General features: G+C 71.5%; 23 protein-coding genes and 2 tRNA genes. 10 read left to right on the top strand and 15 right to left on the bottom strand.

Translation table 11 applies throughout. The features are described 5' to 3' along the window. Positions 1 to 465: a DUF3093 domain-containing protein gene (locus BLT99_RS04830; protein WP_092669730.1), complete on the top strand. Its 465-nt coding sequence runs from the start codon at positions 1 to 3 to the stop codon at positions 463 to 465. Here the strand turns inward: BLT99_RS04830 and BLT99_RS04825 are convergent. Continuing rightward, positions 462 to 755 carry a DUF4193 domain-containing protein gene (locus BLT99_RS04825; protein WP_092669728.1) on the bottom strand — a complete coding sequence of 98 codons (294 nt, stop codon included), beginning with the start codon at positions 753 to 755 and terminating at the stop codon, positions 462 to 464. The genes BLT99_RS04830 and BLT99_RS04825 overlap by 4 nt on opposite strands. Before the next feature lie 191 nt (positions 756 to 946). Here BLT99_RS04825 and sepH point away from each other — a divergent pair, with 191 nt between their 5' ends. Then, positions 947 to 2,068, top strand: coding sequence for a septation protein SepH (sepH, locus tag BLT99_RS04820; RefSeq protein ID WP_092669726.1), 1,122 nt, complete (start codon positions 947 to 949; stop codon positions 2,066 to 2,068). A gap of 102 nt (positions 2,069 to 2,170) precedes the next feature. Continuing rightward, positions 2,171 to 2,455, top strand: a complete 285-nt coding sequence (locus tag BLT99_RS04815; RefSeq protein WP_092675650.1) for a hypothetical protein — start codon at positions 2,171 to 2,173, stop codon at positions 2,453 to 2,455. A 33-nt stretch (positions 2,456 to 2,488) separates the two neighbouring features. Here the strand turns inward: BLT99_RS04815 and clpX are convergent, their stop codons facing one another. The 6 genes from clpX to BLT99_RS04785 form a co-directional block, all read right to left on the bottom strand. Continuing rightward, complete coding sequence (clpX, locus tag BLT99_RS04810) at positions 2,489 to 3,766, bottom strand: ATP-dependent Clp protease ATP-binding subunit ClpX (protein ID WP_092669724.1); 1,278 nt, start codon at positions 3,764 to 3,766, stop codon at positions 2,489 to 2,491. A gap of 143 nt (positions 3,767 to 3,909) precedes the next feature. Then, positions 3,910 to 4,578 (bottom strand): ATP-dependent Clp protease proteolytic subunit, encoded by a 669-nt coding sequence (locus tag BLT99_RS04805; RefSeq protein ID WP_092669722.1) that lies wholly within the window; start codon positions 4,576 to 4,578, stop codon positions 3,910 to 3,912. Positions 4,579 to 4,594: 16 nt separating this feature from the next. Further along, the gene (locus BLT99_RS04800; RefSeq protein ID WP_092669720.1) at positions 4,595 to 5,200 is read right to left on the bottom strand and encodes an ATP-dependent Clp protease proteolytic subunit; all 606 of its coding nucleotides are present in this window, start codon (positions 5,198 to 5,200) and stop codon (positions 4,595 to 4,597) included. A gap of 104 nt (positions 5,201 to 5,304) precedes the next feature. Then, complete coding sequence (locus BLT99_RS04795; protein WP_092669718.1) at positions 5,305 to 5,811, bottom strand: tetratricopeptide repeat protein; 507 nt, start codon at positions 5,809 to 5,811, stop codon at positions 5,305 to 5,307. 81 nt (positions 5,812 to 5,892) lie between these two features. Beyond that, the gene (gene tig, locus BLT99_RS04790) at positions 5,893 to 7,368 is read right to left on the bottom strand and encodes a trigger factor (protein ID WP_092669716.1); all 1,476 of its coding nucleotides are present in this window, start codon (positions 7,366 to 7,368) and stop codon (positions 5,893 to 5,895) included. A 51-nt stretch (positions 7,369 to 7,419) separates the two neighbouring features. Beyond that, positions 7,420 to 7,494: transfer RNA gene (locus BLT99_RS04785), tRNA-Pro, on the bottom strand. 190 nt (positions 7,495 to 7,684) lie between these two features. Here BLT99_RS04785 and BLT99_RS04780 point away from each other — a divergent pair. From BLT99_RS04780 to BLT99_RS04750, 7 genes are all read left to right on the top strand, one after another. Then, positions 7,685 to 11,428 carry an SCO7613 C-terminal domain-containing membrane protein gene (locus BLT99_RS04780; protein ID WP_133988544.1) on the top strand — a complete coding sequence of 1,248 codons (3,744 nt, stop codon included), beginning with the start codon at positions 7,685 to 7,687 and terminating at the stop codon, positions 11,426 to 11,428. 78 nt (positions 11,429 to 11,506) lie between these two features. Continuing rightward, a tRNA-Gly gene (locus tag BLT99_RS04775) sits at positions 11,507 to 11,577 on the top strand. Positions 11,578 to 11,758: 181 nt separating this feature from the next. Further along, complete coding sequence (locus BLT99_RS04770) at positions 11,759 to 11,977, top strand: hypothetical protein (RefSeq protein WP_092669712.1); 219 nt, start codon at positions 11,759 to 11,761, stop codon at positions 11,975 to 11,977. A gap of 150 nt (positions 11,978 to 12,127) precedes the next feature. Continuing rightward, positions 12,128 to 12,505: a hypothetical protein gene (locus BLT99_RS04765; RefSeq protein WP_133988545.1), complete on the top strand. Its 378-nt coding sequence runs from the start codon at positions 12,128 to 12,130 to the stop codon at positions 12,503 to 12,505. 47 nt (positions 12,506 to 12,552) lie between these two features. Next, a complete protein-coding gene (locus BLT99_RS04760) occupies positions 12,553 to 13,413 on the top strand; it encodes an alpha/beta fold hydrolase (RefSeq protein WP_092669708.1) in 861 nt (286 codons plus the stop codon). Between the two features lie 111 nt (positions 13,414 to 13,524). Further along, the gene (locus BLT99_RS04755; protein WP_092669706.1) at positions 13,525 to 14,043 is read left to right on the top strand and encodes a Dps family protein; all 519 of its coding nucleotides are present in this window, start codon (positions 13,525 to 13,527) and stop codon (positions 14,041 to 14,043) included. 61 nt (positions 14,044 to 14,104) lie between these two features. Beyond that, positions 14,105 to 14,821: a hypothetical protein gene (locus BLT99_RS04750; protein WP_092669704.1), complete on the top strand. Its 717-nt coding sequence runs from the start codon at positions 14,105 to 14,107 to the stop codon at positions 14,819 to 14,821. A gap of 6 nt (positions 14,822 to 14,827) precedes the next feature. On the opposite strand, the gene BLT99_RS04745 is transcribed toward BLT99_RS04750, so the two are convergent. The 8 genes from BLT99_RS04745 to BLT99_RS04710 all read right to left on the bottom strand — a co-directional run bounded on the left by BLT99_RS04745 (position 14,828) and on the right by BLT99_RS04710 (position 23,279). Beyond that, complete coding sequence (locus BLT99_RS04745) at positions 14,828 to 15,490, bottom strand: response regulator (protein WP_268238583.1); 663 nt, start codon at positions 15,488 to 15,490, stop codon at positions 14,828 to 14,830. After that, positions 15,487 to 16,899 carry a sensor histidine kinase gene (locus BLT99_RS04740; RefSeq protein WP_092669702.1) on the bottom strand — a complete coding sequence of 471 codons (1,413 nt, stop codon included), beginning with the start codon at positions 16,897 to 16,899 and terminating at the stop codon, positions 15,487 to 15,489. The genes BLT99_RS04745 and BLT99_RS04740 overlap by 4 nt, the downstream gene beginning before the upstream one ends. After that, a complete protein-coding gene (locus BLT99_RS04735; RefSeq protein WP_172802963.1) occupies positions 16,886 to 18,442 on the bottom strand; it encodes a multicopper oxidase family protein in 1,557 nt (518 codons plus the stop codon). The genes BLT99_RS04740 and BLT99_RS04735 overlap by 14 nt, the downstream gene beginning before the upstream one ends. Positions 18,443 to 18,537: 95 nt before the next feature. Further along, entirely contained in the window at positions 18,538 to 20,076 is a 1,539-nt protein-coding gene (locus tag BLT99_RS04730; RefSeq protein ID WP_197675525.1) for an amidohydrolase, read from the bottom strand. Then, positions 20,073 to 20,717 (bottom strand): FMN-binding negative transcriptional regulator, encoded by a 645-nt coding sequence (locus BLT99_RS04725; RefSeq protein WP_092669700.1) that lies wholly within the window; start codon positions 20,715 to 20,717, stop codon positions 20,073 to 20,075. The genes BLT99_RS04730 and BLT99_RS04725 overlap by 4 nt, the downstream gene beginning before the upstream one ends. 7 nt (positions 20,718 to 20,724) lie before the next feature. Further along, entirely contained in the window at positions 20,725 to 21,735 is a 1,011-nt protein-coding gene (locus BLT99_RS04720; protein ID WP_092669698.1) for an Fpg/Nei family DNA glycosylase, read from the bottom strand. A 5-nt stretch (positions 21,736 to 21,740) separates the two neighbouring features. After that, the gene (locus BLT99_RS04715) at positions 21,741 to 22,283 is read right to left on the bottom strand and encodes a ribose-5-phosphate isomerase (protein ID WP_092669696.1); all 543 of its coding nucleotides are present in this window, start codon (positions 22,281 to 22,283) and stop codon (positions 21,741 to 21,743) included. A 9-nt stretch (positions 22,284 to 22,292) separates the two neighbouring features. Then, positions 22,293 to 23,279 (bottom strand): DUF2332 domain-containing protein, encoded by a 987-nt coding sequence (locus BLT99_RS04710; RefSeq protein ID WP_092669694.1) that lies wholly within the window; start codon positions 23,277 to 23,279, stop codon positions 22,293 to 22,295. Positions 23,280 to 23,331: the final 52 nt, after the last annotated feature.

The following is a 23,331-nucleotide window of genomic DNA, read 5'->3' as shown; positions in this document are numbered from 1 at the left end:
ATGCCCGAGTACCGCGAACGGCTGTGGCCGACGCCCTGGATCTACCTGACGAGCCTGCTGCTGATCCCCGCGAGCATCCTGGTGCTCGCGCCCGTTTCGGTCCCGGCGGGCATCGTCACCGGCGTGCTCATGTATGCGGCGGTCGCGGGCTCGCTGTCGTTCACCGCACCGGTGATCGAGGTCGCCGACCGGATGTTCCGTGCCGGACGTGCCGAGATCCCGCTCGAGTACACGGGCATCGCGATTCCGGCGCTCGACGAGGCGGCACGCACGGAACGCGGCACCGGCCTGGATGCGCGTGCGTTCCTCGTCATCCGAGGGTGGATCCGCGACGTCGTGCGCGTGCCGATCACCGATGCGGCCGATCCGGCGCCGTACTGGCTGGTCTCGTCGCGCCATCCGAATGAACTGGCCGCCGCGATCAACGGATCGCGACGGCCACGGGTCGAAGAGGAGCAGGCCTAGGCGGCGCACTCCAGGCAGATCGGACCGAGCTTCGTCTCGTGGTCGATCTGCGAGCGGTGCTTCACGAGGAAGCAGTTCACGCAGGTGAACTCGTCGGCCTGCGGCGGGAGCACGACGACATCGAGCTCGACGTCGGACAGGTCGGCACCCGCCAGGTCGAAGCTGCCGGGGTTGTCGGCGTCCTCGACGTCGACGACACCCGACATCTTGTCGGGCACGCGCTCCTTGAGGGCCTCGATCGACTCGGAGTCGTCTTCGGTCTTCCGCGGCGCGTCGTAATCCGTTGCCATTCCCATCCCTTTTTCGGTGCCGAGGATTCGGCGGCCATAGTCTGCATCAATTCGATGGCGTAAGCAAACCGCTCACGAGCCGTCGTATCCGGTTGATTGGACAACTTCCGGCACGCCCGCCGTATTCCCGAGCCGTGCTTCGGCCGCGTGGCATCCTTGGGCGGAGACGAAGGCACGGAAGGGCTCTCGCGATGCAGGAACTGAAGGTGATCGGTGTCGAGAACGGCGCCCTCGTCGCGGCCTCCGATGACGGGGCGCGATTCCGGATCGAGATCGACGAGGTGCTGCAGTCCCGCATCCGTCACGCGGTGCCGCCGGCCGAGACGGGTCCGAAGCTGTCGCCCCGCGAAGTGCAGGCGCACATCCGCTCCGGGCTGTCGGCCGAAGAGGTCGCCGAGCTGACGGGTGCGTCCGTCGACTACATCCGCCGCTTCGAGGGGCCGGTGATCGCCGAGCGCGAACACGTGGTCACCTCGGCACTCGCGGTCCCCGTGCATGCCGCCGAGCACAGCGATTCCGACGAGCCGGCGTCGTTCGGCACGGTCGTGCGCGAGCGCCTGGCCGGCCTCGGCGCCCACGGCGAACGGTGGGCCAGCTGGAAGGACGAGGAGCGCGGCTGGATGGTCAAGCTCGAGTTCACGGCCGACGGCATCGACCACGACGCGCGGTGGTCGTTCGAGCACCGCAAGCAGGCGCTGCATCCGCAGAACGCCGACGCGATGACCCTCTCCCGGCACGGCGAGGTGCGCGGCGGCATGATCCCGCGCCTGCGCGCGGTCGCGCCCGATGACGAGCAGTCCCGGTTCGACAGCGGGGCCTTCACGTTCGACGTCCCGGATGTCGCGAACGACGACACCGCACCGCAGCCCGATCTCGTCGGGCCGCGCCAGCAGCCGGCACCCGCTCCCGCGTCCAGCCCGGCCGTCGCACGGGCGGCCATCAAGCGCGCCGACGAGCCCGAGCCGCCGAGCGGCGAGACCGCCGACCTGCTCGAGGCGCTGCGGCGTCGGCGGGGCGAGCGCGAGGCGAGCGGCTCGGTCGAGCGGATGCCACCGCCGTCGCCGGTCGCGCCCGCATCGTCGATCCGCGCCGACGTGCCCGCCGCCGAACCCGCTCCGGCCTCGCCGTCCGGGTCCGCGTCTTCGTCCGCCGAGGACGTTCCCGCGCCCGAGAGTCCGGTGGGTGCCGCGGCCCGTGCGCTGTGGGGCGGCAAGGCCGCGAGCCAGGCGCCGCGTGCGAAGAAGGGTCGCGCCGCGATGCCGAGCTGGGACGAGATCGTCTTCGGCGCGCGCAGCGACGACGACCTGGCCTAGGCCCCAACCGACCCGCCTCGCGCAGAGCTCGATCCGGCACCGCCGGGCCGCCTGCTGCCCTGCTATCATTCGAACACAGTTTCGAATGACGTGGAGGTCGGCATGCCGCGTACCCTCGAGCCCGCCGAGGTCTGGACCGGTGCCACGGGCGCACCCGAGCGGCTCGTGTGGCGGGCGCGGCGCTTCCGCGTCGACGACACGCCCACTCCCCTGGTCGGGCCGGCCGACTGGTGGCTCCCGTTCGACGGGCTCGACGTCGCTCCCGGCCGCCCGCCCCTCGCGATCACCGGCTGGCGGTTCCAGGCGAGCACCGCCGACGGCGAGACGCACGTGTTCGACGTCGGACACGACGGTCGGCACTGGCAGGTGCTGCGCGTCTTCGACTGAGCGTCGACCCGCGATGCGGTGGCGATGAGCCGGCTACGCCGACTTCTCGGCTCGCCTGGGCTTGGACGGAACGATCGTCGGCGCCGCGTTGTCGATGACGGTCTCCTTCGTCACGACGACCCGGGCCACGCCGGTGGTGGAGGGCACCTCGAACATGATCGGGCCGAGCACCTCCTCCATGATCGCGCGGAGGCCGCGCGCGCCGGTCTGGCGGAGCACCGCGAGATCGGCGATGGCCTCGAGCGCGGCGTGCTCGAAGTCGAGCTGAACGCCGTCGAGTTCGAACATCCGCTGGTACTGCTTGACCAGGGCGTTGCGGGGCTCGGTGAGGATCTCCATCAGCGCGGTGCGGTCGAGCGGGGTGACCGTCGCGACGACCGGGAGTCGCCCGATGAACTCGGGGATCAGGCCGAACTTGTGCAGGTCTTCGGGCAGCACCTCGCTGAAGAGCTCGGCCTCATCCTGCTTGGAGTGCAGGGGTGCGCCGAACCCGATGCCGCGCTTGCCCGCGCGCGACGAGATGATGTCCTCGAGTCCGGCGAAGGCGCCCGCCACGATGAAGAGCACGTTCGTCGTGTCGATCTGGATGAACTCCTGATGAGGGTGCTTGCGGCCGCCCTGCGGCGGTACCGAGGCCACCGTGCCCTCGAGGATCTTGAGCAGCGCCTGCTGCACGCCCTCGCCCGACACGTCGCGGGTGATCGACGGGTTCTCGGCCTTGCGCGCGATCTTGTCGACCTCGTCGATGTAGATGATGCCGGTCTCGGCGCGCTTGACGTCGTAGTCGGCCGCCTGGATCAGCTTGAGCAGGATGTTCTCGACGTCCTCGCCGACGTAGCCGGCCTCGGTCAGCGCCGTGGCATCCGCGACGGCGAAGGGCACGTTGAGCTGCTTGGCCAGCGTCTGCGCGAGGTAGGTCTTGCCGCACCCGGTCGGGCCGATGAGCAGGATGTTGGACTTGGCGATCTCGACGTCGTCGTGGGCGCGGTCGGCCGACGTGAGCGACGTCTTGGCTCGCACGCGCTTGTAGTGGTTGTACACCGCCACGGCCAGGGCGCGCTTGGCGGCATCCTGGCCGATCACGTACTCCTCGAGGAACGAGAAGATCTCCTTCGGCTTCGGCAGCTCGAACTCACCCGACTCCGGCTCGCCGGCCTCAGCGAGGCGTTCCTCGATGATCTCGTTGCACAGCTCGACGCACTCGTCGCAGATGTACACGCCCGGCCCGGCGATGAGCTGCTGCACCTGCTTCTGGCTCTTCCCGCAGAAGGAGCACTTGAGAAGGTCAGCACTCTCCCCGATGCGTGCCATCGCGTCCTCCCTCGCAACGAAATCTGATCCGAGCCTAGCCCGATGCGGCCCCGGTCGGGCCGATCCGCCACGGTTTGGCGGAAACGCGACGAACGAGGGGCGGATGCGTCATCCGCACCCGCCCCTCGTCGAACCGTCGGGCGCTATCGCGCGAGCGCCGGCAGCGTCTTGCGCGATGTGAGCACCTGGTCGATGAGCCCGTACTCGCGGGCCTCCTCGGCCGAGAGGATCTTGTCGCGGTCGATATCGGCGTTGACCTGCTCCATGGTGCGGTTGGAGTGCTTCGCGAGCGTCTCCTCGAGCCAGGTGCGCATGCGCAGGATCTCGGCGGCTTGGATCTCGATGTCGGACGCCTGGCCGTGACCGGCCTCGCCCATCGCCGGCTGGTGGATCAGCACGCGCGCGTTCGGCAGCGCGAGACGACGGCCGGGCGTGCCGGCCGCGGCGATCACGGCCGCCGCCGACGCCGCCTGCCCGAGCACGACGGTCTGGATCTGCGGACGGATGTACTGCATCGTGTCGTAGATCGCGGTCATGGCCGTGAACGAGCCGCCGGGCGAGTTGATGTACATCATGATGTCGCGGTCGGGGTCCATCGACTCGAGGACCAGCAGCTGCGCCATGATGTCGTCGGCCGACGCGTCGTCGACCTGCACGCCGAGGAAGATGATGCGGTCCTCGAAAAGCTTCGCGTAAGGGTCCTGGCGCTTGTAGCCGTAGGCCGTGCGCTCCTCGAAGCTCGGGAGGATGTACCGCGAGCCCGGGGCGGACACGCCGCTGAACGCGGCGCCGCCGAAAGCGGGGATGTTCATTCGCATTCTCTCTTTCTCAGGCCTTGGTGTCTTCGACCTCGGGGGCGGTGCCGCCGCCGCCGGACACGTCGAGCGCGGACTCGCGGATGTGATCGACGAAGCCGTACTCGAGCGCCTCGTGCGCGCTGAACCAGCGATCGCGGTCGCCGTCGCGGTTGATCTGCTCGACCGACTTGCCGGTCTGCGCCGCAGTGATCTCGGCGAGGCGCTTCTTCATGTCGAGGATGAGCTGCGCCTGCGTCTGGATGTCGCTCGCGGTGCCGCCGAAGCCGCCGTGCGGCTGGTGCAGCAGGACGCGCGCGTTGGGGGTGATGTACCGCTTGCCCTTGGTGCCGGCGGTCAGGAGGAGCTGTCCCATCGACGCGGCCATGCCGATGCCGACGGTGACGATGTCGTTCGGGACGAACTGCATCGTGTCGTAGATGGCCATGCCCGCCGTGATCGAGCCGCCGGGCGAGTTGATGTAGAGGTAGATGTCCTTCTTGGGGTCCTCGGCGGCGAGGAGCAGCAGCTTCGCGGCGATCTCGTTCGCGTTGTCGTCGCGCACCTCGGAGCCGAGCCAGATGATGCGGTCCTTCAGCAGTCGATCGAACACACTGGGCTGCAGTGTCGGTTCGGCCATGGATTTCGCTCCGTTTCCTTAGGCGTTGCAACGAATCTATCCGTTGGAACGCGCGTGAACCGGGCTGTTCGCCGTCGGCGGATGCCGCGCCGCGGAGCCGCCCCTCAGGGGGTCCTGCGAGTGCCGTCGACGCCCGGCGGGACCACGTCGCGCGCGTACGCGTCGATCGCGCGACCGTACTGGGCGAGGTGCGGTGCGAGGGCGACGAGGGCGACGGATGCCGCGGCATCCGGCCGTCCGAGGGTGGCGAGCGCGAGCGCACGGAAGGCGGCGACGGCGTCGGCCAGTTCGCCCGCGGAATCACCGATCGCGTCGAGGAGCTCGAGCGACTCGGCGGGTCGGCCGAGGTTGCGCACGGTGGACGCGAGCTGGATCTGCGCCTCGACGCGGGCGCGGCCCGCGAGGCCCAGTGCGAGCGCGCTGCGGTATCGGGGCTCGGCCTCCGCCTCCAGGCCTGCGAAGTCGCGCGCTCCGGCGGCCTCGAACGGACCGCGCGGGTCGTCCACGGGGAGTTCCGCGGCCAGCGCATCGATGCGGTCGATCACCGCGTCCTCGCCGATCTCGGCCGCCGTCGCCCAGACCTCGTCGACGCGGCGCTGCCAGTCGTCCATGGGTGTCCTCATCCTCTCGAAGACGACGGACGGGGTCGGGCAATGGTGCCCGACCCCGTCCGTGGTCGTCCGACGTACCGGTTACTCGGCGTCGGCCTTCTTGGCGGTGCGCTTGCGGGCCGGCTTCTTCTCGTCGACCGGCGCCTCGTCGGCCGCGGGAGCCTCGTCGGCATCCTCTGCCGCGGCCTTCTTGGTGGTGCGCTTTCGTGCCGGCTTCTTCTCGTCGGCAGTCGCCTCGTCGGCGGCGGCCTCATCGGCGGCGGGCTCGGCGGCCTCATCGGCGACGGCGGTGAACTCGGACAGGTCGACGGCGTTGCCGGCGGCATCCGCCACCTTGGCCTTGCCGAGTGCGATCGCGAGCGCCTTGTTGCGGGCGACCTCGCCCACCATGGCGGGGATCTGGCCGTTCTGGCTCAGGATCTGCACGAACTCGTTCGGTTCCATGCCGTACTGGGCGGCGCCCTGCACGAGGTACTGCGTGAGCTCCTCCTGCGAGACCTGGACCTTCTCGGCCTCGGCGATCTTGTCGAGGATGATCTGGGTCTGGAACGCCTTGGTGCTCGCCTCGGTGACCTCGGCGCGGTGCTCGTCGTCCTCGAGACGGCCCTCGGACTCGAGGTGGCGGTGCACCTCGTCCTCGATCACGCTGTCGGCGACGGGGACCTCGACCAGCTCGAGGAGCTTGTCGACGAGGAGGTCGCGCGCCTGGGTGCCCTGGCCGAAGGACTTGTTCTTGGCGACCTGCTCCTTGAGGCTGGCCGTGAGCTCGTCGAGCGTGTCGAACTCGCTCGCGATCTGCGCGAAGTCGTCGTCGGCCTCGGGGAGCTCGCGCTCCTTCACGGCAGTGACGGTGACCGTGATCTCGGCGGTCTCGCCCTGGTGGTCGCCGCCGAGCAGCTTCGAGTCGAAGGTCGTGGTCTCGCCCGCGGTGAGCGACTCGAGCGCCTCGTCGATGCCCTCGAGCAGCTCGCCCGAGCCGATCTCGTACGAGACGCCGCTGGCCGTGTCGACCTCGGCGCCGTCGATCGTGGCCACGAGGTCGAGGGTGACGAAGTCGCCGGTCTTCGCGGGACGGTCGACGGTGATCAGGGTGCCGAATCGGCTGCGGAGGCGCTCGAGCTCCTCGCCCACCTCGTCGTCGCCGACCTCGACCGAGTCGACGGTGAGCTCGAGGCCCGAGTAGTCGGGCAGTTCGATCTCGGGGCGCACGTCGACCTCGATGGCGAGGAGCAGGTCGCCCGAGAAGTCCTTCTCGTTCGGCCACTCGACGATGTCGGCCGACGGGCGGCCGAGCGGGCGGAGCTCGTGCTCGGCGACCGCGGCACGGTAGAAGCTGTCGAGACCCTCGTTGACGGCGTGCTCGAGCACGGCGGCCTTGCCGACCCGCTGGTCGATGATCGGAGCGGGCACCTTGCCCTTGCGGAAGCCGGGCACGTTGATCTGCTCGGCGATGTGCTCGTAGGCGTGGGCGATGCTGGGCTTCAGCTCCTCGGGCGTCACCGAGATGGTGAGCTTGGCGCGCGTCGGGCTCAGCTTCTCAACCGAAGTGGTCGGCATGGGGAAGTCTCTCCTGTTGTGTGAAGTACGTGGTCGAGCCGATGCGACTCGTCGGGGCGACAGGATTCGAACCTGCGACCTCCCGCTCCCAAAGCGGGCGCTCTAGCCAAGCTGAGCTACGCCCCGAGTCGCCGGCTTGACTCGCCGGTCCGGCGCGTCGGCGCGCCGAAGCACGCGATGCGCGGGATGGACCCGGGAAAGTCTACTGCACGCGTCGCGGCCGCCCCGCGTCGCGACCCGTCCGCAACCGTCCTGTGGACGGAGACTCCGTGTGCGCACCGAGGATCCGGCGTTCGGCGCGTGCCAGAGTGAGCGCATGACCGATCAGTCCCCGCCTTCGGCACCCGATCTGCGGCGCTGGCCGAGCGACCCTGCGCACCTGGTCGATGCGACGCTCTGTCCGGCCTGCTTCAGTCCGCTGCATCGGGTGGGCTGCGACGTGTGCGGGCTTCGGCTCGACGTGCCGGCCGCCGCAGAACTATTCGCCGCGGGCGTGCGCGTCCGGGATGCCGAACGTGAGCGCCAGGCCGTGATCGGATCGATGCGTGCCGCGCAGGCGCGAGCCGAGGTCGATGGGCGGCAGCCCATCCCGGCCGCACCGACCCCGCCCCCGCTGCCACCGGTGGCTCCCGAATCGGTCGCGTCCGTGCCCGTACCCATGCCCGCGCCGGTGCCGGTGCCGGTGACATCGGCCCCCGACCGCGGCTCGTCTCCCCCTCCTGAAGCGATCACGCCACCGCATGCGCCGGCCGGCACGCGCCCCCGACGGTCCGGCGTGCAGGTGCTCCTGCTCACCCTCGGCGTCGTCCTCCTCTCCGTCGCCGCGATCGTGTTCCTGCTCGTCGCCTACCTCGTCGCGACGCTCGAGGTGCGATCCGTCATCACGGCCGCGGCGAGCGTCCTCGTGCTCGCGCTCGCGTGGGTACTGCGTGCCCGGGGTCTCGGAGGCACGGCCGAGGGCGTCGCGGCGGTCGCGGTCGTGCTGCTCGTGCTCGACGTCTGGATCGTCCGCGCGAACGAGCTCTTCGGGACCGAGCGGCTCGACGAACTGGGCTACTGGGGCGGCGCGCTGCTGGTGGTCTCGGCGATCCTGGCCGCCGCTCGTTGGGTGAGCCGCGTGCGCGTCCCGGGATTCGCCGCGGCGGCGCTCGCGCCGGTCGGCGCCTTCCTCCTCGGGTTCGGCGCGTCACCCGATGACGAGGTCGGCACGGCGGCCTGGCTCGGCGGGCTGGCTGCCGTGGTCGCAGGCGCCATCGGCCAGTTCGTGCGGCCGACGGTGGAGCGCACCATCATGCTGGCCGGCGGGTTCGGCGGCGGTGCGATCGCGCTGGTCGCCGCGTCCTGGGCGCTCCCGACGATCTCGTGGGGCGCGACCTGTGCACTGCTCGCCTCGTCGGCGTCGTGGGTCGCGCTCCTCCTGGCTCGGTGGCGAGACGCCCGCACCACCGACGCCTGGACGCTCGGCGCCGCCGTCGCCGCGAGCGTCGCCGCGGCGCTCGCGCCGGCCATCGGCGCCGCATTCGAGCTCGATCGCGGCGAGGCGATCTGGATCGCCCCGGCATCCGCCGCCGGAGTCGCCGTCGTCGTTGCGGCGCTCACGCGTGCGGGCGGATCGCCCGGCCGCCACGCGATGGCCGCCTTCGTCGCCGCCGCCGTCGTCGCTGCCGCCGCCGCACTTCCGGCGATCCTCGTGGTTCCCGCACTCGCAGCCGACCTTCCCGCCGCGGCCATGGCCGGATGGCGCGCCGATGCGACTGCGCCACGCTCGCCCGGCGAACTGCTCGGCCTCGACGAGTTGCGCCTCGGCGCCGTGATCGCACCGCTCGCGCTCGCCGTCGGCGCCGTCATCGCGCTCGGCCTGCTGCGCCGACTCCGTCCGCTCGCCGCAGTTCCCACCGCGCTCGCGCTCACCGGCGCCGGCGCCGCCGCCGTCGCGGCTCCCACCCTCCTCGCGGTCATGGGCATCCTCCTCGGCGTGGCGATCGTCGCGCTGGTCGCCGCTGCGCTCCCCGCCGTCCGCTCCCTGCCGGGAGTCACCGCGGTGCTCGCCGTCTTCGGAGTGACCTCGGCCGCCACGGCCTGGGCCCTCTCGCACGCGAGTGTCGACCTGTGGTGGTGGGCGGTGCCCGTGGTGGTCGCGGCGGCCCTCGGCGGGCGTGCGCTCGCGAGCCGGGTATGGTCCGATCCGACCTCGGCCGTCGCCGCGCCGCTCCATACCGTCGCGGCGACCGCGATGGTGATCCTCGCCGCGTTCGCGCTGCCGGGATGGGCCATCGTGGCGGAGACGCCGTTCCCGGAGCCGTGGCGATCGGGAGTGTTCCTGCTCGCACTGACCGGTTCCGTCCTGGTGGCTGTGCCGGCGGCGTTCCCGCGGATGCCACGGACCGACCGCCTGGCGATCGTCGTCCCGTCGTTCGCAGCCGGCCTCGGCGGCAGCATCCTCCTCGCCGCCATGCCGCCCATGCCGCTCGACTGGATCCCGGCCGCCGTACTCGTCGGCTCCGGCGCGGCATGGATCCGATCCGACCTCATGCCCATCCGCCACGCGGCCGCAGCCATCGTGCCCGTCTCGATGGGATTCGCGGGCGCCGGACTCATGACGGCGTACGGGCCAACGGGCGGCGCGGGATACGGGATGGCCGCCGCGGCACTGCTGGCCGCCGTGCTCGCCCTCGTCGTCGTGCCGCACGATCAAACGACACATTGGGCGTGGAGCGGCGCCGTCGGCCTGGTCGCCCTCATCGCGCTCATCAGCACCATGGTCCCCCGGACGGACGCGGCCGAACCGTGGATCGTCCTGCTCGTCCTGGCACCCGTCCCGATCCTCATCGCAGCTCTCGACGGCGACCCGATCGGGGGCGCCTCGCCGACGCGCCACCTGTCCTGGCTGACGCTGGTGCTCGCGATCGGCAGCGTCTGGGCGTGGATCGGCGAGCAGGACGTGCGCGAGGTTGAGTCGTACACCCTCCCGCTCGCCGGGGCCCTGCTCGCCGCCGGCGCACTGATCATGTGGCGGCGCGCGTCGGTCGACGGCACCGCCGCCGGCCGGAGCGCCGTGCTTGCTTCCGCGGCCGCCGTCGCGGTGCTGCCCAGCGTCGCCACGGCCGGTGACTCGGAGCTCCGAGTGCTGGTCCTCGTCTCTTCCGGAACCGTCGCCGTCCTCGCGGGATTCTTCCTGCCGGAGCGTTTCCGAGGCGTGCCGGTGCGCATGCTCACAGTCGGTACCGGGTGGGTCGCGGTCACCGGCGCAGCCCTCGTTCGCGGCACCGCGGTCGCGCTGGGCGAACCCAGCCGGCTGATCATCGAGTTCTGGCCGCTCATCGCGCTCGCCGTGGGCCTCGCGGCGGCGGTCGCGTGGGTCCGCACGCAGAGCCGCCCCGCGGTCGCGGCCGAGTGGGCCTTCGTCGCCTCGGTGATCGCGGCGTGCGTCCCGACGCTGGCCGCCATCCTGGAGGATCGCCACGCACTGATCCGCGCGGCGGTCATGATGTCCGCGCTGGCCGTACTCCACATCGCCAATGCCGCCAGCGACGCACGGCCCATCGGCGGACCGGTCGTACGGTGGTCGAGCGTCGGGGCCTTCGTGGTCACCGGCATGCCCGCACTCACTGCCGGAACCGTCGATCCGTTCGACGTGGTGACCGTTCCGATCGCGATCGGACTGATCAGCGCGGGTTCCCTCGCACTGAGGAGGGACAGGACACTCGGCAGTTGGCCCGCACTCGGTCCGGGCCTGGCCGTGCTCCTGGTGCCGGCCCTCGTCGCCGACTGGACCGAACCCGAACTGTGGCGACTCGTCGCGCTCGGCGTGGTCTCCGCCGCGGCGGTCGCGGTCGGCGCAGCCCTCAGACTCCAGGCGCCGCTGCTCGTCGGCGGCGCGGTCCTCCTCGTCCATGGGATCGTGCAGCTCTGGCCGTACCTCAGCGCGTTCTACGAGGACGTGTGGTGGTGGCTGTGGCTCGGCATCGCCGGTGCGCTCCTCATCGCGATCGCGGCGACCTACGAACGCCAGGTGCGCCTCGCCCGCAGCGCCATCCGCACGATCGCAGCGCTCCGCTAGCCAGGCGCCCACGCCGACGCCGGTCACGGACCGGACCCGCCCGTGTACTACGATGATCGGGTGCCCGAGAGGGCGCACGGGGATGTAGCTCAATGGCAGAGCCTCAGTCTTCCAAACTGATGGTGCGGGTTCGATTCCCGTCATCCCCTCTCTGTGATGTCTCAGGACATCGTGAACGGCCGGACCCGCGGATGACGCGGGTCCGGCCGTTTCCGTTCCACCTCCTTCAGGGCCGGCAGAGGATTCTGCGATCAGGTGCATCCGATTCCCCGCCTGGAAGGGAAGTACAGGTATCGGGTGATCCCACCCGCCGACAGAAGGGGAAGTCCAATGAAGCGCATTCTCGCCACCGGATTCGTCGCCGCGCTCGCCACGTTCGGCGTCGCCGGCACCGCGCACGCTGCGCCCGCCGACGCGGCCTGCTTCGGTCAGGTGCACAAGACCATCAACACCGAGGGCGCCCTCGGATTCACGAACGTCGGCGACGTCGTCACGGCGCTCGGCGGCCAGGGCAAGAACGAGACCGCCAGGGGCATCTGCGGCGACTGACGCTCGCCGACCTCATCCACCCTGTCGTCGGCGGCTCGGAACCCCGTGTTCCGAGCCGCCGACTCGCGTGCCCGATGAGGTCCCTCCACGTCCCGTGCTCGGGAGTACTCTGGACGGTGCAGCAGCACCGTGGCCTCGAGGGGGTACGTCATGGGTGCAACCCGGTCGGAACGGACGCGGGTCATCGCCGATCTGGCGTGGCTCGGAGGAATGATCCAGGTGGCCTTCGGCACGGCCTTGCTCGTCGGCCCTGAGGCTCCCGTCGTCGCCGCGACGCTCGCGATGGTCGGCGGCGCGGCCGTGATGCTCGCCGGAACGCTCGTGCTGTTCGGCGTCCGCACCTCGTGGACCGTCGTCACGGTCGCCTTCGTGCTCTCCTTCGGAGCCGCGGTCTACGCGGCCTGGGTCGCCGCGCCCTACTGGAGGGGTGCCCTCATCGTGGCGGCGCTCGCGCTCGGCGGACTCGTCGTGGGATGGACGCAGCGCCGGCCCGCGCCACTCGATGCGCGCGCGGGTGATGCGTCGTGACGGGCTCGCCGTCGAACACGCGCTCAGGATCGCGGCACCGGTCGCGCATGCACCCGAGCCGGCCCGAATCGGGTCTGGCCGGCCGATGGACCGAGATCGACGGCATCGAGGTGTTCTACCGGGAGTCGCAGAACCCGCCCGACGCGCCGGTCATGATGCACGTGCACGGGTTCGGACTCTCGGGCCGGTACCTGCTCCCCACCGCGGAACGGCTCGGCGACGACTTCCACACGCTCGTCCCCGATCTCCCGGGCTTCGGGCGGAGCCAGCGGATGGCGAACGCCCTCGACGTCCCCGACCTGGCTCACGCCGCCGCGCGCTTCCTCGACGACCGCGGCGTCGAGGAAGTGACGCTCGTCGGAAACTCGATGGGATGTCCCGTCATCACGGAGTTCGCGTACCACCATCCCGACCGCCTCGAGCGAGCCGTGCTCGTCTCGCCCGCCGGCGGGCTGTTCAACCAGCCGCTCTCCCGCGCCATACGGCAGCTCAGCCGCGACGGCATGCGCGAACCGCCCCGCATGATCGGCGTCGCCGCGCCCGACTACCTCCGATTCGGCGTGCCGAGCACGCTCAGGATGTTCCGTGCGCTCACCCAGTACCCGTCCCTGGACCGGCTGCTGGACCTCAGCGTCCCGACGCTCGTGGTGATCGGCGATCGCGACCCGCTGATGCCGCCGCCGAGCCGCGTGCACGAGGTGGCGGCGATGACCGACTCGCACGTGCTCCTCGTGGGCATCCGCGGTGCCGCGCACGCCATCAACTTCAGCCACCCGGGCGAACTCGCTCACATCATCCGCCAGTTCATGGCCGACCGGCCGATCACGGACGACCCGGAGTCACCCGGGGTATCGCGCGTGGTCGAGATCCATCGCGGCCCGCACCATCCGCGACCCTCGACCGACTGAGACGAGCAGCCACGCCGTCAACCCCCCGCCGATCCGGTGGGAATCCCGGCGCGGCGTCCGACGTTCGGCGTAGCGTGGCATGCGTCACGTCATCGAGTGGAAGGGGACCACATGACCGACTCCAAGACCGCATCGAAGACCGCATCGCGGAAGCCCAAGGCACCGATGAAGGGGGCCGACCCCGAGGTCGCCTCGGGCGTGTCGCAGTTCTTCACCCCGATGGTCCATGAGCTGACCGCGCTCGCACTGAACGGGAAGCAGGCGCACTGGAACGTGCGCGGCCGCGACTTCCTCGAGGTGCACGAGTTTCTCGACGTCGTCGTGGAGCACGCGCAGGAATGGGCCGACCTCGCCGCCGAGCGGGTCGTCGCGCTCGGCCTGCCGATCGACGCACGCCTGGCGACCATCGCCAAGGAGAGCGATGCGGTGAACCCGTCGGCGGGCTTCAAGCAGTCCGACGAGACCATCACCGACGTGGTCGCGCAGATCGACGTCGCCACCGAGAAGGTCAACGCGGCGATCGAGGGCCTCGAGGAGCTCGACCCCACGAGCCAGGACGTCGCCATCGAGATCCGGCGCGGCCTCGACAAGGACCGCTGGTTCCTCGCGGCGCACGTGAGCGTGAAGTAATCGCGAGCGCCTCGCCGCCGCGAACGCGCGGCAGCGACGGGCCCGGGTGCACAATGCCGGTATGGCGGATGCGCCCGGGCCCGACCCGTCGCCGCCGGACTCCGGCGACGCGCTCGGAGCCGACGGCCTCACCGACGCCCAGAAGTCCCTCCGCGCCCAACTGCTCGCGACCGAACACTGGAGCCTGCTCGCGTCGCGCAGCACGACCCAAGGCGAAGTGCTCACGAGGATCGCGATCTTCCTCACCGTGGTCTCCGCCGGGCTCATCGGGCTCGGGATCCTCGGCAACGCGACCCAGTTCCGAGGATGGTTCGGAGTCGCGGCCCTCGGTGTCCTGTTCCTCCTGCTCCTGCTCGGCCTGATCACCATGCTCCGCGCCTTCAACACGGCGACGGAGGACCTCATGTACGTCCTCGCGATGAACCGGCTGCGGGCGGCGTACCTCGACCTCGACCCGGGCCTCGAGCCCTACCTGATGATGTCGCCGTTCGACGACATGCGAGGCTCGGAGGTCACGTACCACGTGTTCTTCCCGCGCCCGGCCACCCAGATCCTCGGCAGCTCGATGATGATCATCTCGGTCGTGACCTCCACCGTGGCCGGCCTCTTGGCGGGCGGGGTGGCGGCGTCGTTCGACGCGCCGGTCGGGGTGTGCGTCGCGGTGGGCGTCGTCGTCGGAATGGGCGCGCTCGTCTGGATGCTGCGCCGCGGGTACGACTTGTACCGTCGCGTGTGGCGCGAGCACACGCCGCTGCGACCTACGCCGCCGACGGCGTGAGGCCGCCTACCGGCGCAGCCACGCGAGCACGGCGAGCACGCGCCGGTGGTCGGTCCCGGAGTCCTCCAGCCCCAGCTTCTGGAAGATGGACGTCACGTTCTTCTCGACCGCCCCGACGCCGATGAACAACTGCGTGGCGATGCCCGAGTTGGTGCGACCCTCGGCCATGAGCTCGAGCACCTCGCGTTCGCGCGGCGTGAGGGCTGCGAGCGGGTCGCCGCGTCGCGAGAGGAGCTCCCGCACCACCTGCGGGTCGAGCACGGTGCCTCCGTCGTGCACGCGCTCGACCGCGTCCTGGAGGTCCTCGAGCGACGCGACGCGATCCTTCAGCAAGTAGCCCATACCGCCGTCGGCCGATGCGAGGAGCTCATGCGCGTACGTGCCCTCGACGTACTGGCTGAGCAGCAGCACCCCGAGCCCGGGCACCCGTCGTCGCAACTCGATGGCGGCTCGGACGCCCTCGCCGCGGAACGTCGGCGGCATGCGCACGTCGAGCACCGCGACATCCGGCCCCACCCGATCGACTTCGGACAGCAGCGCCTCGGCGTCGCCGTAGGCGCCGACCGTCTCGAAACCGGCCTCGTCGAACAGCCGCACGAGTCCCTCGCGCAGGAGCATCGAATCCTCGGCGAGCACGACGCGGATCGGACGGTCGGACGTGGCGGTCACGCGCCCACACTAGCGGCCGGCACGTACGGGAAGTGGGCGCCGATCACGGTCGGACCGCCGGCGGGGCTGTCGAGGACGAGCACCCCGCCGAGCCCTCGGACGCGCTCGTCGAGTCCGGCGAGCCCGTGGCCCGGCATCGCCGTCGCGCCGCCGTGCCCGTTGTCGGTGACCCAGAGGTCGAGCCAGTGACCGGAGGCGCCGGTGTCGCGAGTCGAGAGACGAAGCCGGATGGCGCTCGCCGACGAATGCTTGGCCGCGTTGGTGAGCAGCTCGGCCGCGATGAAGTACGCGTTGCGCTCGATCGCGGCGGGCAGCACGGCGTCCGCCGGGAGATCGAGCTCGAGTATCACCGGCACCGGGCTGCGACCGGCCAGCGATTCGAGCGCGCTCGCGAGGCCGCGGTCCTGCAGCAGCGGCGGCGCGAATCCGCGTGAGAGCGCGCGCAGCTCGTCCAGCGTGTCACGGGCCTGTTCGCGCGCCTCCCCCAGCAGCGAGCGTGCGGCGTCGGGGTCGGCCTCGAGCTTGCGCTCGATCGCGGCCAGGTCCATCTGCAGGCGCACGAGGCGCTGCTGCGGGCCGTCGTGGATGTCGCGCTCGAGGCGCCGCAGCGCGGCGTCCTCGGCCTGGACGGCCGCGCCGCGCGAGGCCGCGAGCTGCTGCACCTGGCGCTGGAGCGCCTCGGAGCGCCACGCTCCGAGCATGCCGCGCGCGATCTGATCGTGCATCCACGTGAGCCCAGCGGTCACGAACGGGAGCGTGAGGAGGAAGACGGCGCCGAGCAGGAACTGCGCGATGGATTCGCCGACCAGCGGCTCGACGTCGACGGCCGCGGCCCCTCCGGGCCAGATGCGGTCGAGCACCCACTCGTGCGGCCAGAACTCCCGCCCGTCCACGGGGATGAACATGGCCCAGAACCAGTACGTGACGCCGCCGAGACCGACCGCGAGCCAGACGACGGTGACGGTCCAGCTGAACAGCGCGACGATGGGGGCGACGATCATGCCGTGCAGCAGGTAGAGCCAGTAGTGCCCGTCGACGAAGGGAGCGAAGAAGGCACGCCACGGTCCGTCGCCGGCCGGGGCCGCGGCATCCCAGTTGGGTCGCCGGATCTCGGGGCGCCCGGCCCACGCCAGTCGCACGAGCTCGACCAGGCCGAAACCGCGTGCCGTGTAGAGCGCCGCGACCACGATCGCGAGGCCGACCACGACGACGAGCAGGCTCACGCCGGTCGAGAAGAGCGTGACGAGCACGACGAACCCGACGATCGCGATGGGGAATCCGAGCAGGAGGTAGCCGAGCTCGCGCGGCACCGCCGCCCACAGCCCGCCGTACCCGCGCCGTCGTCGCACGGCGGCGTCACCCGTCGGCTGTGCGGCGCGAGGCGCGCTCGCGGAGTCAATGGTGGTCATGATCGGTCTCCTCGGTCATCGTCGCACGCTGACCGGGCTCGACGACGGCGAACTGGCCCATCATCCCCTGGTCCTCGTGCCACAGCAGGTGGCAGTGGTACATGTACGGCGTGTCCGGATCGGCGTAGTCCTCGAACCGGAGGATCAGTTCGTACTCGGTCTCGGGCCGGACGAAGATCGTGTCCTTCCATCCGGCGAGCTCAGGCGGCGGCGCAGCGCCGTCGATCGATGCGATGCGGAACTGCACGTCGTGGACGTGGAAGCTGTGCGGCATCGCGCTGGCGTTCTCGACCCGCCAGCGTTCGGTGGTGCCGACGGTCGTCGAGTGGTCGATCCGGTCGAGCTGCATCTGCCGACCGTCGATCTGGAAGCCGTCGAGCGTGAAGGTCCGCGTCTCGACCACGTCCTCGGTGCCGACGGGCGGGAGGTCCGCGAGGCGGTCGGGCACGTCGGGGGCCGGGTCGAGCTCGGCTGCGGCGCGCAGCTCGAGCACGTCGAACTCGTCGGTCCCGCCGTTCATGGCCGCGATCGTGGGCTGCAGCCCCGCGGCGTCCGGCGTCATGACGGACTGGAGCGTGAGCCGCTCGCCGGGCGCCACGCGCACGAGCACCTCGGCGCGTTCGCCGGGCGAGAGCACGACGCGGTCGAGCGCGACGGATGCCTCGAGGAGCCCGCCGTCCGTCGCGATCAGCTCGGACTGCCGCCCGTCCTCCCACGTGAAGGCGTAGCTCCGGGCGGTCGATGCGTTCAGCAGCCGCAGCCGCACCAGCTCGTCATGGACCTCGGCGTACGGACCGCGCGCGCCGTTCACGAGCAGCTCGTCGCCGAGCCGGCCGGCGAAGCCCTGCGCGGACGACTCGATGCGACCCTCGTCGGTGAACGCGGCATCCTGGACGATGACCGGCAGGTCGTCGACACCGTACTCGCGCGGCAGCGGCAGCGCCGCCTCGGCGTCGTCGCGCACGAGGAACATGCCTGCGAGGCCGCGCGCGACGTGCTGCTCGGTCTCGCCGTGCGGGTGAGGGTGGTACCAGAGTGTCGCGGCGGGTTGGTCGATGGTCCACTCGGGCGACCATGCGCCACCGGGATCGATCATCTGGTGCGGACCGCCGTCCATCTCGGCGGGGAGGTGCATGCCGTGCCAGTGCACGATCGTCGCGACGTCCAGGCCGTTGGCGACGTCGACCCGCACGCGCTCGCCGCGATCGGCGACGAGCGTGGGCCCCAGGTAGGCGCCGTCGAAGCCCCAGGTCTCGCTCTCGACGCCGGGTGCGAATTCCGTCGTGCCGGCCTGCGCCTCGAGCGAGAAGACGCGGGTGCCGTCGGCGTCGATGGTCGACGGGGCGAGCGGCGGGATCGGCAGCGGCGTGTCGAAGTCGACCTCACCGACGGTCGACACGCGTGCCGGGCCGACGAGCCCGCACCCCGCGAACGCCACGGACACGGCGACGCCCGCGGCCAGGAGGCCGAGCGCAGTCGCAGCGGCGCGCGGGCGACGGACGGCGGAGGGTCGGGACGTGGCGATGCGAGCGTGCGGAGGCATGCATCCAGACTCGCGTCGGGTGCGCCGCCGCCCCAGCCGGCGGGCATCCGAAGCGGGACGGGGGTCAACCCCCGGCAGCGGTCGTGCCGGGGGCGTCAGCGAGCGTCGTGCGTGATGCGGCCCGCGAGGAGGGTGATCGTCACGGGCATCTCGCGCAGCTCGGCGCCCTCCGTTGCGACCGGGTCGCGCTCCACGATCGCGAGATCGGCCACTGCCCCCTCGCGGACCTCGGATCCGGCGCCGTCGGTCGACGCGGCGAGTGCGAGGCGCGCGTCGATCGCCTGCTCGGGATGCCAGGGCTCGCGGCCGTCGCGTGCGCGACCCACCGCGGCCGCGATGGCCGCCCACGGGTCGAGCCGCGCCACCGGCGCGTCCGAGCCGAGTGCGAGCTCGACGCCGGCGTCGGCGAGGTCGCGCAGCATGAACGCCCGATCGGTTCGTCCGGGCCAGTACCGCTCGGCGACGTCGCGGTCGTCCATCGCATGCTCGGGCTGCACGCTGGCCACGACGCCGAGACTCGCGAACCGCGCGAGGTCCTCGCGCCGCAGCAGCTGCGCGTGCTCGATGCTCGCGCGGCCGCCCCATCCGCTCGGCTGCACCGCTTCGAGCGCGTCGAGCGCGCGCTCGTTCGCGCGGTCGCCGATGGCGTGCACGGCCGGATCGAGGCCGATCTCACGGGCCCGCCGCAGGTGCGGCACGAGCTCGTCGTACGGCACGTTGGCCTGTCCGTACGGGTGCTCGTCGGGTCCGAGCCCGGGGTACGGGTCGACGCACCAGGCGGTGCGCGTGTTGAGCGAGCCGTCGGTGATCACCTTGTAGCCGCCCACCCGCACGAGCCCGTCGGTGCCCTCGATCGCGTCGCCCGTACGCAGTCGGGCATCGGCGGCGCGCTCGAGATGCTGGGTGTAGACGCCGAACCGCACGCGCAGGGCGTCGAAGCCCGCCGCGGCGCGACGCGCCCAGTCGTCGCGATTCCAGCGCATCTCGTAGTCGACCACGCCCACGACACCGCGTGCCGCGGCCGCGCGGGCGGCGTCGGCGACCCAGTCGTCCAGCACGTCGTCGGCGACGTCGTCGAGTTCGCGCACGAGCCGGAAGCAGTCGTCCTCGCGGAGCACGCCGCTCGCGCCGGCGCGCTCGAGCAGGCCGTGGCGGCGGCCGGCCGCGGAGTTCACCCAGCACGAGTGCAGGTCGCCCGACACCAGCACGACGGGGACGTCGCCGGCGACTCGGTCGAGCAGGTCGATGCGCTGCCGATCGGGCCAGAGGCCGTCGCGGTAGCCCATGCCGACCACCTCGCCGGCGCCGTCGCGCACGGCGGCCGCGACGAGCGCGGCCGCCTCGAGGGCCGAGGACACGGCGCCGAGGTCCAGGCGGCGCGCGGCCATCGCCCACTGCGCCAGGTGCACGTGCCGGTCCCACAGCCCGGGCACGATGAAGCGACCGTCGAGGTCGAGGCGTTCGGCAGCGGATGCCGCGTCCGCGACGCCACCCGCCGGTGCGGCTCCTGCGGGAACCACCGCCCGCACCGTTCCGTCGGCGACGTGCACGTCGACAGGCGCGTCGGCACCGGGCAGGCGCACGCCGGCGAGGAGCACGGGCGTCGCCGTCGGCGCGCCATCCGATCCGCTCACGCCTGGGCCGCCCGGAACGCCTCGTGCGTCCGACGCATCTCGGCCGCCAGCGCGGGGCTCGCGTACGGGCCGTCGCCCTCGAGCTCGGCGATGATGCGGTCGACGGTCTCGGCCGGCTTGTTCTGGCTCATCTTGTTCTTTGCGACGAAGCGCGTGATGGGGATGCGCAGGCCCACGGTGCCCGCCGAGATGCGGTCGGCGTACGCGGCGTTCTCGGGCGTCGATCGCATGCCGCGCGGCTCGGGCAGGCGCTGTTCGAAGTGGTCGACGAGGGCCTCGAGCACGCGCAGGTTCTCGTCGGCGTCGAGCAGTTCGGGCGTGCCGTGCAGGTGCGCGGTCACGAAGTTCCAGGTCGGCACCGCCGGGTTCGCGTCGTACCAACCGGGCGAGATGTAGCCGTGCGGGCCCTGCACGATCACGAGCACCTCATGGCGGCCGAGCTCGTGGACCTGCTCGTCGGGGCGGCCGACGTGCGTGAGCAGCACGATGCCCTCGGCGGTCTCGTCGAGCAGCACGGGGTAGTGCGACGCGACCAGCCCCGAGGCGTCCGTCATGCTCACGATCGTGGCCCACGGATGCTCGCGGACCAGCCGCTTGACGCCCTCCTCGCTGGCGAGGGTGAAGCTCGGGTTCTGTCTCATTCCGCTCCTAGGCCTGGCAGTACGGGCACCAGTACAGCTTGCGCCCGCCGATCTCCTCCATGGCGATGTTGGTGCCGCACACCCGGCACGGCAGCCCCTCGCGCTTGTACACCCAGTGCCGGTCGGCGCGGTTGGCCATCGCGGCCCGCCACGCCTCGTCGTCGAGGTCGTCCATGGTCATCATCTGGCCGGTCTCGACCCCGATGCGCAGCAGCTTCGCCCAGTCGCGCCAGAGGTGCCGCACGTGCTCCTCGGGCACCTGGCGGCCCGGCGTGTGCGGGTTCTGGCGCGCCCGGAACAGGAGCTCGGCACGGTAGACGTTGCCGATGCCCGAGACGACGTTCTGGTCCATGAGGAGGAGGCCGATCGGCGTCGGCTTGCGCCGCACGACGCTCGTGAACCGATCCTCGGCTTCGGGCCCGTCATAGAGGAGCGGGTCGGGGCCGAGCCGCGCGACCACCTGCTCGACCTGCGGTGGATCGAGCACTTCGCACGCCGTCGGCCCGCGGAGGTCGGCGACGACCGACTCGGTGAGGAGCCGGACGCGCACCTGCCCGACCGGTTCGGGCGGGAACGCCTCGAGCGCGTCGCCCTCGCCCTCGCGCTCGGACTCGGACATGCGCAGGCGCGTGCGACGGGGGGCGCCGATCGACGTGATCGAGTTCTCGCCGGCCGTGTCGAGCACGACGGCGTCGGGGTTCGGCCCGTCGAGGAACGTTCCCTTCTGGTTGGTCTGCCCCATGCGCCCGTTGGACGACGCGATGGTGGCATCCATCAGGATGTCGCCGGCGAAGTCCCACGCGCCGTACATGCCGAGGTGCACCCGCAGCCAGCGGTCGCCCTCGAAGCCGAGGAACATCTGCTTGCCCACGGCGCGGGCATCCGTCATCCGCCGCCCGTCGAGGTCGGCCGCGCCCTCGGCGAACCGGCCCTGGGGGCTCGAAGCGCGAACGAGATGGCCCACGAAGTTGCGCTCGAACTGGCGGGTGATGCGGTGGACGGAATGGCCCTCGGGCACCGGCGCTACTCCCCCGCCGGCGCCTCGGCCGACGCCTCGACACGCCGTGCTGAGCCCGTCGAAGCATCGACGCCCTTGCCCGCGATGTCGCCCGTGGTCTCGTACTCGGCGAGCTGCCCGATACGGCGCATGTGGCGCTCGTCGCCCGAGAACGGCTCGGCGATGAAGGCGTCGATGTAGCGGATCGCCTCTTCGACGGTGTGCTGGCGTGCGCCGATCGAGATCACGTTCGCATCGTTGTGCTGGCGCGCGAGGATCGCGGTGTCCATGCTCCAGACGAGCGCCGCGCGGATGCCGCGCACCTTGTTCGCGGCGATCTGCTCGCCGTTGCCCGACCCGCCGAACACGACACCGAGCGCGCGCACGCCCGCGGCCTGATCGCGTGCCACGGCGAGCGCGGCGTTGATGCAGAAGGCGGGGTAGTCGTCGAGCGCGTCGTACTCGGTGGGACCGTGGTCGACGACCTCGTGCCCGCCGTTGGTCAGGTGCGCCTGCAGCGTGCGGCTGAACTCGAGGCCGGCGTGGTCGGTCGCGATGTGGATGCGCATGGGGCAAGTCTAGGGATCCGGCACCCATCGGACGGCACGGCCGTGGGGCTGCGCCCACGCGAGCTGCACGCCGTCGAGTGCCACGACGACATCGGAGCTCTCGTTCGGCACGTCCTCGCGCACGCGGATGCCGGGCATCACGGTTCGCCCCTCCACCGAGAGCCAGTGTCCCGGGAGTCGGCGCACGTGCTCGGCGAAATGCGCTCGACCGGGAGCGTCGACGTAGGCGAGCACGGCGGTGTGGAATACAACGAGGGTCGCATCGGCCGGCGCCTCGGCGACGAGCGCGTCGAGCTCCGCATCGAGGTCGCCGGCCACGATGCGCGGGGGGTCGGCCGCCACGATCGCGGCAGCGGCCCGCAGGCGCGCGCGTCGGTCGTCGTGCTCGGGCCAGATGAGCGCGTCGAGCCACGCGAGGTCGTCGGGATCGCGGACGCCGAGCGGGTTGAGGTCGATGCCGCCACGCCAGACGACCTCGGGGAGGTGATCGGGCACGGGAACGGGCCCGGTCGTGGCGCAGTCGATGACGACCGGACTGGGTCCGTCGACGGGGTGGAGCAGCGGATGGCCCGGGTAACGGTAGCTGTACCGATCGGGGAAGAGGCAGAGTCCCGCGGACGTCCCGACCTCGAGGAGCGCGAGCGGACCGTCGATCGCGGCGAGCACCGGGATGTGGAGCGCGCATCGAGCCGCCTCGTTCGTCTGCGTGGCATGCGTCGAGGCCGTGGCCCGCACGTCGGACCAATGGGCTCGCAGCCAGTCGCGGAACGGCGGGTACGGCCCGGACGGCGCCCCGTGGAATCTCGCCGCCGTGAAGACGAGGTTCGGCTGTCGCTTCGCTGCGGGGAGCTCGTCGATGAGATCGATCGTTGCGGGATCGCCGGCGACGCCCAAGGCCCAGTCCGCGTAGACGGGCGACGTACCCCGCGCCTCGACCTCGGCGAACACCCGGTACCGTTCCGCGGTCGACTCCGCGGCATCCGTGCTCTCGCGCATACCGCCACGCTACGACCGCGTCAGGGCTGGGGTGCACGTCGCACGCGGGGCT

Origin of the sequence: Agromyces flavus, assembly GCF_900104685.1 — a bacterium.
In the GTDB taxonomy this organism is placed as follows: Bacteria; Actinomycetota; Actinomycetes; order Actinomycetales; family Microbacteriaceae; genus Agromyces; species Agromyces flavus.
The sequence above is the reverse complement of the archived record's forward strand: the minus strand, read 5'-3'. Positions and strand labels throughout refer to the sequence as shown.